Here is a 12,380-nt window from a genome sequence, read left to right as displayed (position 1 = left end):
CCCGGGAATGAACGGGGCAGTGGGCGCGATGCGGTTGCCGCGAGGTGCGATCCGGTCAACCGCTGGGGTTACTCTTCGCTTTCCTTGCCGACGCGCACGGCTAGTACGTCGCACTGAGCACCATGGAGCACGCCGGTGGAGGTGGAGCCGAGCAGCAGGGCGAAGCCATGACGGCCGTGGGAGCCGACCACAATCAGGTCGACGTCGTGCTCATCGGCGAAGCGATGGATCTCGGTATCGGGCATGCCGACGACCACGTGCTGGTCGTCGCGCGCCACGTGGGCATCGGCGATCTCGGCCAGGCGCTGCTTGGCATGGTCGTCCAACTGGTCCTGGATGCTGGTCAGGTCCATGGGGATGTCGCCCCCGTAGGCAAAGCCGAGGGGCTCCAGCGTATGCATGATCGACAGCTTCGCGTGGTTGCGATCGGCGATCTGCAGCGCGCGTTCGAGGATCTTGTGGGAGTCCTTGGTGAGGTCCACGGCCACCAGCACATGACGATATTCATTGCTCACGGGACTACGCCTCCAGCGGCGGTCGGTTGAGAAAAGGTCTGTGCTTCCACTCTAGGCCGCCAGTCCCGTCAAAACAATGCTGATGATCAACGATTTTTCTGAGGAAACCGTATGTTGTGGCTGCTGATCCTGGGGGTGGTAGGAATGGTCTTTGCCCCGGCCATGTGGCTGCGCCCCACCGCCCGAGAGCGTCGTCAGGGGTCGCTGCGCCAGGTGGCGATCGAGGCGGGGGCCAGCGTCAAGCTGGAGACGCCACCGCTGCACGGCGAGACCGACAAGATGGCGGCCTATCGCTGGGTCTATCCGAGCCAGCGGCCTGGCCCACGTTTTGTGCTGGTACGCACAGAACGTGCCAGCGAGGCGCTCAAGTCGTTCGACTACGACAATAGCTGGCGCTGGCGGATTCAGCCGCTGGAGCCGTTGCCATCGGTGATCAATGCGCGACTGTCGCGTCTGCTGACCCAGTTGCCCGAGGACGCCTGCGTGGTCGAATCCAGCGACAAGGCCTTGACGCTGTGGTGGGAAGAGTCGCTGGAGGCCGACGCCTTCGGCAGCCTGGCGGCGCCTGCGACGGCGCTACGCGACGCCCTGCAGGGACGTCCGGATCGTCCCGCCGCCAATTTGCCGAACTCGCCGCCCTGATATTGGCGGCTCTAACTTGGACGATGGCGATCGACCACCCAGGATCGAACAGGGCTGCGGCATGCTGGGTATCCGGCCCAGGTGTCAGGGCGGGCCGTGAAGGCGATCTCGGCGAGGCTCTTGTTGGACTCGTCGGGCTCAGGTGTCAGCGCTGGCAATCGTCCGGCGTCAGCAAGGCCTGACCGTTGGCCTCGATACGGCTGAGCATGTCGCTGAGTCTTTCCTGTTCCTGCTCGTCCAGCCCCTTGAGCATCTCTTCCCTGGCCTGTTGCACGATGGCATCGATCTTCTCGAGCAGAGGCGTCGCCTGCTTGGTCAGGTGCACGCGTTTGGTGCGGCGATCCTGGTCACAGGGACAGCGCTCGACCAGGCCCTGCTCGCAAAGCTGATCCAGCGTCCTGACCAGCGACGGCGCCTCGACGCCGATGGCCCGCGCCAGGTCGCACTGGGGCTGCCCGTCCGGCATGCGCCACAGATGATAGAGCGTCACCCACCGCGTCTGGGTCAGTCCCAGCGGAGCGAGGCGCTGATCGAGCACCGCACGCCAGATGCGTGGTGCCCGAGACAGTTGAAATCCGATGTTCTCGTTCATAGTGATCAAGATCGCAAGGCTGCAAATGATTTGATTGTCCGAACGCAGCGGCGGTAATGCAAGCCAACTCCCTCCTTTGCGCCGAATACGCACCTTAGATTCACTCTTCGGGGGTACAGCCGCTCATCGGCTGTCGCCTGCTTCCGCCTCACGGTTGGCGGCTTTTGTATCATCGTTTCCTTGCGCCACTTCATCGTCGTCTGCGTCTGGCGCTTGATCGCCGTTTCCCTTGTGACCGCCTTCATGATCAGCCGGCGGATCGCCTCCGGTGCCGCTCTCCCTCGTCTCGCCGCTTTGTCCCGTGTCATCTTTCGGCTCACCCTCCGCATCCTCTTCAGCAGGGGCTGGCTCCTCGTGATTCGGCGGCTCTTGCTGGCGTGCCTTGTCGGATGCCATGTCCGGTGTCTCCTGCTGTCCCTCGGGGCGGGCGGTCAACCAGCGTAGCCTGAGGCCGGGAATGCCCGCCTGGGTATCGATGCTGGCGTCGGCGGTGGTCGCCGCCCCAGGGTCTTCGGCAACCTCGAAGCGCAGTACGCCGATACGTTGGCCGCCGGCGGTCATCACATCGATGCGCCAGCTGCCGCTGCTGGCCTCGGGGAAGTTCTGCTTGCGGGTCCAGGCGCGATAGCCCTCGGCGCGTCCGCCGTAGATATTCAGCGCGATGCGGTCGACGAGTTCTCCCTCGTGGCGCCACTCGTGTACCACCTCTTCCTTCAAGCCGCGTGGCGCATGGATTGCGGTGTAGGCATAGAGCCCTCGGGACGACAGCGCCTCCGGTGTCAGCGCCATGGAGCCCTGCGGCGTGCGTGCGGCCTCGTCGAAGGCCGGCGACAGGGCGCTGCCGGACAACCACAGGGTCGCCGGCGGCACCCACACCCGGCCCAGCCAGGCGACCCCGGCCAATAACGGCAGCAGCGCGAACATCGCCAGCCAGCGGGCGGGACTCATGGGGCGCAGCAGATGCAACAGACTCGGCAGGCTGAATACCACCATGGCCACGGCGGCCGCCAGCATGCTCTGACCGGTACTCAGGTGCAGTACCAGCGGCAGGGTCACCAGCACCACCAGGAACACGCACTGGGCGTGGAACACGAAGTAGAGCCAGCGCTTGCGTTCGGCCAGTCGGTAGTAGAGCGGATCAACGATGGACAGCACCGCCATGCCAAGCATGAACAGGGTGAACAGCGCCTGACCGCTGCTCCACACCGTGGTGGCGACCAGAAAGGGCAGGGCGAAGAACAGCGTCTCCTGGTGGATCATCTGGGCGATGAAGGTGGTGACGCCACGGGGCAGGGCAGGATAGCCGCGCCTCACCATCAGGCGTCCGATCAGACTCTCCGACAGCAGCAGGGTCCAGGCCAGCAACATGCCCCCGGCCAGCAACACGCCGAGCCACTGCTGGCGCTCGACCAGAAAGAAGCTGGCGACACCGGCAGCGAAGGCCAGCGGTGGCCACAGCCAGTGCCAGGGCCGCAGACGCGCTACCCAGGTCTCGATGAATCGCTGCGTCGCGTTGAGGGTGGTGCGCTGAGGGGGCGAGGAGGGCATGGCGTGGTCCGCGGCGGCTGGGAGGGGCATGCTATCAGTATGCTTAAACGCTGGTGAAGCGCCGCTGCATGCTTCAACGCCTCGCAAGCCCTCTAAGGTATTGGTAGGGGTTGACGGAAGTGAATCTTTGCACCAAGCTGGCGAAATCAAACGGGCGTATGAATGTCGCCTGGCCCATCGATTGTCGGGCCCTTTCCGGATGACACGGCATGACTTCAGTGGAGATGCGTGGATGATCTATCAAGGCAATGCCATTTCGGTGGCTCGCAATGGCGACGATATCGCCACTCTGACCTTCGACTTGAAGGATGAATCGGTCAACAAGCTCTCTGGCGCGGTGATCAAGGAGCTGGGCGAAGCGCTGGACGCGGTACGCGGCGAGAGCGGCGTCAAGGGCCTGATGCTGAAAAGTGCCAAGGACGCCTTCATCGTCGGTGCCGACATCACCGAGTTTCACGCCATGTTCGGCAAGGACGAGGCGGAGATCCAGGGTATGCTCGAGCAGGTCCACGGCATCTTCAATGGCCTCGAGGACCTGCCCTTCCCGACGGTCAGCGCGATCAACGGTCTGGCCCTCGGTGGCGGCTGTGAGGTGGTGCTGTCCACCGACTTCCGCGTGATGACGCCTGACGCCAAGATCGGCCTGCCCGAGACCAAGCTCGGAATCGTCCCCGGCTGGGGCGGCTGCGTGCGTCTGCCCAGGGTGATCGGCGCCGACAACGCCATCGAGTGGATCGCCGGCGGCACCGAGAACCGTGCCGAGGCCTGCCTCAAGGTCGGCGCCGTGGATGCGGTGGTGCCCGCCGATGACCTCGAGGCAGCGGCGCTCGACATGCTGGCGCGAGCCAACGCCGGCGAACTCGACTTCAAGGCCCGGCGCGAGGAAAAGAACAGCGCGCTGAACCTCAATCCGGTCGAGCAGATGATGGTGTTCGAGACCTCCAAGGGATATGTCGCCGGCAAGGCCGGGCCGCACTATCCGGCGCCGGTGGAAGCCATCAAGGTGATCCAGAAGGGCGCCGGTGAAGGTCGTGCGCGGGCCCAGGCAATCGAAGCCAAGGCCTTCTGCAAGATGGCCAAGACCGACGTCTGCTACAACCTGGTCGGGCTGTTCCTCAACGACCAGGTGGTCAAGAAGAAGGGCGGCAAGTACGCCAGCAAGGCGCAACCGGTGCGCCAGGCGGCGGTGCTCGGTGCCGGCATCATGGGCGGCGGAATCGCCTACCAGAGCGCCTCCAAGGGCACCCCGATCCTGATGAAGGATATCAAGGAAGACGCCATCGAGCTGGGCCTCAAGGAGGCGCGCAAGCTGTTCGGCAAGCAGGCCTCCCGCGGCAAGCTGTCCGTCGAAGGCGTGGCCGAGAAGCTCGCCAACATTCGTCCGACGCTGTCCTACGGTGATTTCGACAATGTCGACCTGGTGGTCGAGGCGGTGGTCGAGAACCCCAAGGTCAAGGGTGCGGTGCTCAGCGAGGTCGAGCAGCAGGTAGGCGATAACACCATCCTGGCGTCCAACACCTCGACCATCTCGATCACCCGGCTGGCCGAGAACCTGAAGCGTCCCGAGAACTTCTGCGGCATGCACTTCTTCAACCCGGTGCACCGCATGCCGCTGGTCGAGGTCATCCGTGGCGAGAAGACCAGCGACGCTGCCGTGGCCGCCACCGTGGCCTACGCCAAGGCCATGGGCAAGACGCCGATCGTGGTCAACGACTGCCCGGGCTTCCTGGTCAATCGCGTGCTGTTCCCCTATTTCGGCGGTTTCAGCCTGCTGGTCGAGAAGGGTGCCGACTACCAGCGCGTCGACAAGGTGATGGAGAAGTTCGGCTGGCCGATGGGCCCGGCCTATCTGCTCGACGTGGTCGGCATGGATACCGCGGTGCACGCCAATGCGGTGATGGCCGAAGGCTTCCCCGACCGCATGGCGCGTGACGCCAAGACCGCCATTCAGGTGATGTTCGACAACGATCGCCTGGGGCAGAAGAACGCCAAGGGCTTCTACGCCTACGAAGAGGATCGCAAGGGCAAGCCCAGGAAGGTCAGCGACGAGGCCGCCATCGAGCTGGTCAAGCAGGTGGTCAGCGAGAACCACGAGTTCTCCGACGAAGAGATCATCGCTCGGATGATGGTGCCGCTGTGCATGGAGACCGTGCGCTGTCTCGAAGATGACATCGTCGGCACCCCGGCCGAGGCCGACATGGCGCTGATCTACGGCATCGGCTTCCCTCCCTTCCGAGGTGGTGCACTGCGCTATATCGATGCCATGGGCGTGGCCGAATTCGTCGCCCTGGCCGACAGCCTGGCCGAGGAGCTCGGGCCGCTTTATGCGCCCACCGATGGCCTGCGTGAGATGGCCAACAGTGGCAAGACCTTCTACGCCGACGCCAAGTGACCCCACCAGACAGGAGAAGACAGATGAGCTTGAACCCGAGAGATGTGGTGGTGGTCGATGGTGCCCGTACCGCCATGGCCAAGGCCAAGAACGGTGGCTTCCGCCACGTGCGTGCCGAGAACCTGTCGGCGGCGGTGATGAATGCGCTGCTCGAGCGCAACGCCGCCGTTGATCCCGGCGAGGTGGATGACGTCATCTGGGGCTGCGTCAACCAGACCCTGGAGCAGGGCTTCAACGTCGCACGCAACGCCCAGATCATGACCGCCATGCCGCGCAGCGTGCCGGCCCAGACGGTCAACCGCCTGTGTGGCTCGTCGATGAGCGCACTGCACATCGCCACCGCCAACATCAAGGCCGGCATGGGTGACGTCTACCTGGTCGGTGGCGTCGAGCATATGGAGCACATCCCGCTGACCCACGGCATCGACGTCAACCCCAGCGCCAGCAAGCACGCCGCCAAGGCAGCGATGATGATGGGCATGACCGCCGAATTGCTGGGCAAGCTGCACAGCATCTCCCGCGAGCAGCAGGACAGCTTCGGCGTACGCTCCCATCAGCGTGCCTACGAGGCCCAGCAGAGCGGCGCCTTTGACCGCGAGATCATCGGTGTGGAAGGCCATGACGCCGACGGCCGCCGGATTCTGGTCAAGCGTGACGAGGTGATTCGTCCCGAGGCCAGCCTGGACAGCATGGCGGGCCTCAAGCCGGTGTTCGATCCGCGTGGCGGTACCGTCACCGCCGGCACCTCCTCGGCACTGTCGGTGGGCGCAAGTGGCATGCTGGTGATGAGCTACGAACGCGCCCAGGCCCTTGGTCTTTCGCCGATTGCTCGGGTGCTTTCCACCGGAGTGTCCGGCTGCGACGCCTCGATCATGGGCTATGGCCCGGTACCGGCGTCCCAGAAGGCGCTCAAGGCGGCGGGACTGAGCATCGATGACATCGACACGGTGGAGCTCAACGAAGCCTTTGCCGCCCAGGCGTTGCCGGTACTCAAGGACCTGGGGCTGCTCGACGTGATGGACGAGAAGGTCAACCTGCACGGCGGCGCCATCGCCCTGGGTCACCCGCTGGGCTGCTCCGGCACCCGTATCAGCAACAGCCTGCTGAACGTGATGCGGCGCCAGGACACCCGCCTGGGTCTCGCCACCATGTGTATCGGCATGGGGCAGGGCGTGGCGACCGTGTTCGAACGCCTCGACTGAACTCTTGCCGCCTTCGGGCGGAGCAGAGCGGAAAACGCCGGCACTGTCTGACAGTGCCGGCGTTGTTGCGAGAGTGCAGTGTACACGCGCAAGTCATTCAACCGCTGGATGCTGCCGTGGCCATCATCTGATCGTGGCAGAGGCGCACCATGGCGCCTCCTCGTCCCAGTGGCACGATCTGACCGACGTTGTCCGGCGGGTTCTGCTGGTCCGATGGTTCGACCACTTCCTCGAGTTCCACCCTGTAGCGATGTCCGGCGAGGTGGGTCAACACGAACCGATGGCCCTCGGGCATCTCGGCGGAGGCCGGGAGGAGCCGGCGTACACGATCCAAGACCTCCTCTGACAATACCTCATCCTGCTTTTTGACCAACATCCAGCCAAGCTGCGTCACGATCCCCGCGACGGTAGCGATAGGGCCCGGGTAGAGCTGCCAGAACTGGGTGAAGGTGGGGCCGCGGGCGATCGATACGCTGACGTACTCGGGGCCGAAAATGATGATCAGAACGGCGATGATCAAGACAATCAGCGACACCGCAATGACCAGATAGCCAAAGACAGTATCACCGGTGTAGGAGGGACCTTCGAATTCGATCGGTAGGTCCTCCAGCGTCTGCTGTGCATCCATGCGCATCTCCTGTGGCTCCGTAGGCCGGAGCCGTTGTACTTCCCTGTAGACCCCGACCTCGCCGTGATTTACGGCATCCCTTGAACGGACGAGTATCGAGTGAGTGACGCACAGTCCGGGCGACATCAGGCATCTTGCCAAAGGCCCATCTGTACGTTGGTGAGAGTGTCTCTACAGGGATCGTGGCCTGGCAATGCCGAGGCTTTATGCGACCAAGCTAATACGCTATTGGCGATGTGATGGTGCATAGTTGTGAGGTCTTGGCGACATTTCCGTTCGCTGCGGCAAGCAAGGGGACGGCGAGTCGATCGCGACGTCAGGTCTATTCGAACGTCTCCTCCGGCAGAGCATAGCGCCAAGGCGCTGACCAGACGGCGGCTCGGTAGCGGGGCTTCTCGATTCTGGATGGTGCTGGACGGTGCCTTTGTCGGCGCCGCTTGCGGCGATGGGTAGTGCCTGCTTGCGCCTTACACGATCCCCGCATCAAGCCCCGCCGCCAGGGTCATGGCGAGTTCTTCTACCTGACCGATGAAGTCGTCCTGCCATTCACCCCGCAGCACCAGTGGCGCCTGGACCCATTTCCAGCGTAGACCGGTGACGATGCTTTCCACCGCCCGCTGCGTGCCGGTGCCGTCGTGACCCGCGCGGATGTACAGCACGCAGGGCAGCCCCTGGGTGTGTTCCAGCACGGGGTAATAGCTACGATCGAAGAAATCCTTGAGGGCACCGCTCATGTAGCCGAGGTTCTCGGTGGTGCCAAGCAGGATGGCGTCCGCTTTCCTGACATCCTCGGGGCCAGCATCGAGCGGCGCCAGTACCTGGACGTCCACGCCGTCGATGTCCGGATGGCGGGCGCCACGCTCGGCCGCTTCCCTTAGTGCCAGGGTGTTGGGCGAGGGTGCATGGGCGACGATCAGCAGACGTTTCATGCAGGGCTCCGGCAAGGTTGGTGCGAGGATGGTGGCTAGAGCGGCGAGCGACGGTTCAGTGCGTCGATCTTCCGGCTGCCCCCTTGAAGCCATGGGGGATCATCATCATGTCAAAGACATGCGGGTTTGACAGCCCGGGGCGACTCGTCAAGGCTGGACATGGCTGCCGCGGTGAAATATCGCCTAGCGGTGGCATGAACATCACGCAGACGCCCTTTGCAGATTGTGAACCATTTCGATCCAGGGAGGATATCACCATGCCCTTTGCGCTTTCTTCGCTAAGAGTGACCAGCACCGCCTTCGACAATGATGGCGCCATCCCCGCACGGCACTCCCAGGAGGCAGAAGACCTGTCTCCGGCGCTGGCCTGGGACGGCCTGCCCGAGGGTACCAAGTCGGTGGCGGTCATCTGTCACGACCCCGACGCGCCGCTGGTCCAGAAGGGATGCTACGGCTTTGTTCACTGGGTGCTCTACAACCTGCCGGCGTCTCTCTCCTCGCTGGAGGAGGCCACCGAGGAAGGCACCCGAGGAGTCAACGACGCCGGCAACCTCGGTTTCAATGGTCCGATGCCGCCGGAAGGGCATGGCGTGCACCGCTACTACTTCTGGGTACTGGCGCTGGACACCGAGACGAACCTGCCGGAGGGCCTCGGCATGAATGAACTGCTGTCCGAGGTCGAGCCGCACCTGCTCGGCATGAATCGGCTGGTGGGGAGCTATCAGCGCGACGCCTGAGGCGCTTCGGCCACCATCAGAACATGACGTACTGAAGCCCGTTTTTAACGGGCTTCTCGTTCAAGGATGACGCCCATGTACGAATGGATTTCTGCCCACAAGGACGTATTGCAGACGCTGGCCAGCGTCGGCTCCTTCATGATCTGGCTGATCTACGCGCAGCTTCTGTACTTTGGCTTTCGCCGCCAGCGTCGACCCCGGCTGATCATCAATCGCGGCAAGCGAAAGAATCTGGATGCGCTGTGTGTGATCAGCAACATGAGCGCCGAGCCCATCTACTTGCAACATATCATGATGACGCTGGAGACCTCGGAAGGTGACTGGACGCTGGATGTCAGTGACCACGAGGCGGATCTTGATGATGATGAAGATCAGCAGGAAGCTGGCCACAACGCCAGTCATTGTACCCACCAGGGTCCGCTGGACAGCGGTGGCTTCGTTCATATCGGTTCGTTCAATGCCTTGAAGGAACGTATTACCACCATCGCCGACATCGACGAGTCGCGGGATGGGCTGGTATTCAAGGCCGTCTGTGTACGGGTGATCGGCACGTACTGTTCGGAGAACCTGCCGATCGGTGCCGAGCGGCGTTTCGTGTTTCACCAGAGCGAGGATTCCTGCACCCTGGTGCCCGAAACCTGGGACACTCTGCAGTTCAGTACACGCCGTCAGCGGCGGGCCCTGAAGGCCGATATCAAGCGCATTCACGAGCGCCAGGCCCAAGGCGAGGGCGAAAAGGCGGAAAAGGAAGATAAGGAGGAATAGGGAGCAATAGGAAGACAGCGCCTGACAAGGCTCTCCTTCCATTGGACGACTGGCAATCCGGCGGGGGGCAGAGTACCGTCTTCGCTTTTCCCACCTGCGAGAGTGTCATGAGCGACCTGCCCCCCTGTCCCGCCTGTGAGTCCCCATACGGCTACGAGGATGGCCATTCCCTGGTCTGTCCCGAGTGCGGCCACGAATGGTCGTTGAACGCCGAGCCCGATGAGAGCGGTGACGAGGTGCGTGACGCCCACGGCAATGTGCTGAGCGACGGCGACAGCGTCACCGTGATCAAGGATCTGAAGGTCAAGGGCTCTTCCTCGGTGGTCAAGGTCGGCACCAAGGTGAAGAACATCCGCCTGGTCGATGGTGACCACGACATCGACTGCAAGATCGATGGCATCGGTGCCATGAAGCTCAAGTCGATGTACGTCAAGAAGGCCTGAATGCGGCCCTTGAGGCGTCATGCAAGGGCAAACGCCAGCGCTTGGAAAGCGCTGGCGTTTTTTTATGCTCGACTTGCGTTGGTTGCCCTGACGCGACCTGTGCTCAGGTGAGGCTGGCGCCCACGAACAATGTCACGGTGGTGACTCCCAGGGTCATCAGGATATAAGGCAGCGCCCACTTGACGAAGCGCTCGTAGGGTATCTTGGCAAGCGCCAGTCCGGCGACCAGATGGGCGGCGGTGGGAGCGAACATGTTGATCCAGCCGCTGGCGGACTGGAAGGCGGTGACCACCAGTTCGCGATCCACGCCCGAGAAGTCGGCCAGTGGCGCCATCAGCGGCATGGACACCGTGGCCAGCCCCGAAGTCGATGGGATGAAGAAGCTCAGCACGATGTGGACCACGTAGGCCACCACCACGAACAGTCCCGAGGACAGGCCGGCTACCGCGCCTTCGGCCCAATTGAGGATGGTGTCGATGATCACGCCGTTGTCCATCACCACATAGATGCCGCGTGCCACGGCCACCACCAGGGCCACGCCGATCAGGTCCTTGGCACCATCGAGGAAGGTCTCGATGAAGTCGGATTCGGACTGTCGATTGATCAGGGCGATCAGGATGGCAGCGCTCAGGAACAGGGTGGAGAGTTCATCGAACCACCACCACAGGGTCGGAAAAGCCGTGATGCCCATGTCTTCCCAGGGCACGACGCCGTAGACCATGATCCCGAAGGTCATGAAAAACACCGTCATGGTCAGCTTGTGGCGCAGGGTAAACGCCTGGGTCGAGGCGGCATCCTTGGCCTGAGGGGCGGCCGCCAGATGCAGGTCCGCCAGCACCGAGCGCTGCGGGTCGCGCTTGATCCGCGCGGCGTAGCGCATCACGAACCAGATAGCCAGCGACACCAGGATCACGAACTGCACCAGCCGGAGGGTGATACCGGCGCCGATCGGCAGGCCGGCGAAGCCCGAGGCGATGCCGGTGGCGAAGGGGTTGACGGTGGAGGCCAGCACACCGGTGCCGGAGCCGAGCAGGATGATGCCTGCGGCCACCATGCGGTCGTAGCCGGCGGCGGTGATCACCGGCAGGATGATGGCCCAGAAGGCGACCGTTTCCTCGGCCATGCCGTAGGTGGACCCACCGAGGGCAAACAGCACCATCAGTACGGGAATCAGGTACTGCTCGCGCCCGCCAAAGCGCTCGACCACCGCGCCGATCCCGGCATCTAGGGCGCCCGAGCGCATCGTCACCGCCAGGAAGCCGCCGATGACCAGCACGAACAGGGCAACGTCCACGGCCTTGTGGAATCCCTGGATCGGTGCCACCAGCACATCCAAAGGCCCCTGGGGGGAGCTTTCCAGCACCTGGTAGGTGCCGGGAATCGGCAACAGGCGGCCGTCACCCTGATAGTCGAGCACGTCGCTGGCAGCAATGACCTGATCGCTGCCTTCCACATGGTAGTCGTACTTGCCGGCGGGCATGACCCAGGTCAGCACCGCCACCAGCGCGGTGATCACAAAGAGCAGGGTATAGACCGTGGGCATGCGCAGGCCGGAGCGCCGTTTGGAGGAGGTCGCTTGCGTTTCCATCTCGGTTTCCTCGTTTCAGAAGGTCATGGTGTAGGCTCTTTTGTTGTCGGTGTGATCAGGGACAGACGGCCCTTGTGTGACCGCCTGTCTTCGAGTCTACGGGCCTCGACAGTCTGTCGGGACTTGGGTCGGCACAATGCTTGATCCGCTGCAAGGACGGCGACGATGCGGCGAGATGAGAGGTAAATTTGCTGGCCTGGCTCAAGAAACGAGACGACCCCAATGTTTCACCGCACGCGGTCTCGCTCCACGACGAGACACGCGCAGGGTTGTCGTGTGCAGGGCAATAGGAAGTGGCGCTGGGGTCGGCTGACAGGGCGGTTGAAAGGGCGGCTGGAAGGACGGCCGGGAGGCCGACTGAGCGAGTGGCCGACCCTGCCGTAAATGAGGGCCTTGGGT

At 63.4% G+C, this 12,380-nt stretch carries 12 protein-coding genes; 6 read left to right on the top strand and 6 right to left on the bottom strand.

The window, feature by feature from the left end:
- Positions 1-68: 68 nt before the first annotated feature.
- Positions 69-515, bottom strand: a complete 447-nt coding sequence (locus NFH98_RS14180) for a universal stress protein (RefSeq protein ID WP_045992968.1) — start codon at positions 513-515, stop codon at positions 69-71.
- A gap of 111 nt (positions 516-626) precedes the next feature.
- On the opposite strand from NFH98_RS14180, the gene NFH98_RS14175 reads away from it, so the two are divergent.
- A complete protein-coding gene (locus NFH98_RS14175; protein ID WP_348826847.1) occupies positions 627-1,157 on the top strand; it encodes a preprotein translocase subunit YajC in 531 nt (176 codons plus the stop codon).
- A gap of 145 nt (positions 1,158-1,302) precedes the next feature.
- Here NFH98_RS14175 and slyA read toward each other — a convergent pair whose 3' ends face one another.
- Both slyA and NFH98_RS14165 read right to left on the bottom strand, forming a co-directional pair.
- Positions 1,303-1,749: a transcriptional regulator SlyA gene (slyA, locus tag NFH98_RS14170; RefSeq protein ID WP_045992966.1), complete on the bottom strand. Its 447-nt coding sequence runs from the start codon at positions 1,747-1,749 to the stop codon at positions 1,303-1,305.
- 123 nt (positions 1,750-1,872) lie between these two features.
- Positions 1,873-3,297 (bottom strand): DUF5924 family protein, encoded by a 1,425-nt coding sequence (locus NFH98_RS14165; protein ID WP_348826846.1) that lies wholly within the window; start codon positions 3,295-3,297, stop codon positions 1,873-1,875.
- A 232-nt stretch (positions 3,298-3,529) separates the two neighbouring features.
- Here NFH98_RS14165 and fadB point away from each other — a divergent pair, with 232 nt between their 5' ends.
- Together fadB and fadA are read left to right on the top strand one after the other, a co-directional pair.
- Positions 3,530-5,689 (top strand): fatty acid oxidation complex subunit alpha FadB, encoded by a 2,160-nt coding sequence (fadB, locus tag NFH98_RS14160; RefSeq protein ID WP_349622883.1) that lies wholly within the window; start codon positions 3,530-3,532, stop codon positions 5,687-5,689.
- Between the two features lie 23 nt (positions 5,690-5,712).
- Complete coding sequence (fadA, locus tag NFH98_RS14155) at positions 5,713-6,891, top strand: acetyl-CoA C-acyltransferase FadA (RefSeq protein ID WP_045992964.1); 1,179 nt, start codon at positions 5,713-5,715, stop codon at positions 6,889-6,891.
- Between the two features lie 97 nt (positions 6,892-6,988).
- Here fadA and NFH98_RS14150 read toward each other — a convergent pair whose 3' ends face one another.
- Both NFH98_RS14150 and NFH98_RS14145 read right to left on the bottom strand, forming a co-directional pair.
- The gene (locus tag NFH98_RS14150) at positions 6,989-7,519 is read right to left on the bottom strand and encodes a hypothetical protein (RefSeq protein ID WP_108133213.1); all 531 of its coding nucleotides are present in this window, start codon (positions 7,517-7,519) and stop codon (positions 6,989-6,991) included.
- 467 nt (positions 7,520-7,986) lie between these two features.
- Positions 7,987-8,448, bottom strand: coding sequence for a flavodoxin family protein (locus tag NFH98_RS14145; protein WP_348826844.1), 462 nt, complete (start codon positions 8,446-8,448; stop codon positions 7,987-7,989).
- Between the two features lie 257 nt (positions 8,449-8,705).
- Here NFH98_RS14145 and NFH98_RS14140 point away from each other — a divergent pair, with 257 nt between their 5' ends.
- The 3 genes from NFH98_RS14140 (at position 8,706) to NFH98_RS14130 (ending at position 10,393) form a co-directional block, all read left to right on the top strand.
- Positions 8,706-9,185 carry a YbhB/YbcL family Raf kinase inhibitor-like protein gene (locus tag NFH98_RS14140; RefSeq protein ID WP_348826843.1) on the top strand — a complete coding sequence of 160 codons (480 nt, stop codon included), beginning with the start codon at positions 8,706-8,708 and terminating at the stop codon, positions 9,183-9,185.
- 75 nt (positions 9,186-9,260) lie between these two features.
- Positions 9,261-9,950, top strand: a complete 690-nt coding sequence (locus NFH98_RS14135; protein WP_108449038.1) for a hypothetical protein — start codon at positions 9,261-9,263, stop codon at positions 9,948-9,950.
- 107 nt (positions 9,951-10,057) lie between these two features.
- Positions 10,058-10,393, top strand: a complete 336-nt coding sequence (locus NFH98_RS14130) for a zinc ribbon domain-containing protein YjdM (RefSeq protein ID WP_348814591.1) — start codon at positions 10,058-10,060, stop codon at positions 10,391-10,393.
- Positions 10,394-10,496: 103 nt separating this feature from the next.
- Here the strand turns inward: NFH98_RS14130 and NFH98_RS14125 are convergent, their stop codons facing one another.
- Positions 10,497-11,981 (bottom strand): YfcC family protein, encoded by a 1,485-nt coding sequence (locus NFH98_RS14125; protein ID WP_222568565.1) that lies wholly within the window; start codon positions 11,979-11,981, stop codon positions 10,497-10,499.
- Positions 11,982-12,380 lie beyond the last annotated feature (399 nt).

It is taken from the genome of Halomonas sp. H33-56, assembly GCF_040147035.1.
GTDB classification, from domain to species: Bacteria; Pseudomonadota; Gammaproteobacteria; order Pseudomonadales; family Halomonadaceae; genus Halomonas; species Halomonas litopenaei.
This window is presented reverse-complemented; position numbering and strand designations above follow the sequence as displayed.

What these genes read in the sequence shown, in the direction of transcription:
- NFH98_RS14145 (WP_348826844.1), bottom strand. Translation starts at nt 8,448, where the DNA reads ATGAAACGTCTGCTGATCGTCGCCCATGCACCCTCGCCCAACACCCTG.
- NFH98_RS14130 (WP_348814591.1), top strand. Translation starts at nt 10,058, where the DNA reads ATGAGCGACCTGCCCCCCTGTCCCGCCTGTGAGTCCCCATACGGCTAC.
- fadA (WP_045992964.1), top strand. Translation starts at nt 5,713, where the DNA reads ATGAGCTTGAACCCGAGAGATGTGGTGGTGGTCGATGGTGCCCGTACC.
- NFH98_RS14175 (WP_348826847.1), top strand. Translation starts at nt 627, where the DNA reads ATGTTGTGGCTGCTGATCCTGGGGGTGGTAGGAATGGTCTTTGCCCCG.
- slyA (WP_045992966.1), bottom strand. Translation starts at nt 1,749, where the DNA reads ATGAACGAGAACATCGGATTTCAACTGTCTCGGGCACCACGCATCTGG.
- NFH98_RS14135 (WP_108449038.1), top strand. Translation starts at nt 9,261, where the DNA reads ATGTACGAATGGATTTCTGCCCACAAGGACGTATTGCAGACGCTGGCC.
- NFH98_RS14140 (WP_348826843.1), top strand. Translation starts at nt 8,706, where the DNA reads ATGCCCTTTGCGCTTTCTTCGCTAAGAGTGACCAGCACCGCCTTCGAC.
- fadB (WP_349622883.1), top strand. Translation starts at nt 3,530, where the DNA reads ATGATCTATCAAGGCAATGCCATTTCGGTGGCTCGCAATGGCGACGAT.
- NFH98_RS14150 (WP_108133213.1), bottom strand. Translation starts at nt 7,519, where the DNA reads ATGGATGCACAGCAGACGCTGGAGGACCTACCGATCGAATTCGAAGGT.
- NFH98_RS14165 (WP_348826846.1), bottom strand. Translation starts at nt 3,297, where the DNA reads ATGCCCTCCTCGCCCCCTCAGCGCACCACCCTCAACGCGACGCAGCGA.
- NFH98_RS14125 (WP_222568565.1), bottom strand. Translation starts at nt 11,981, where the DNA reads ATGGAAACGCAAGCGACCTCCTCCAAACGGCGCTCCGGCCTGCGCATG.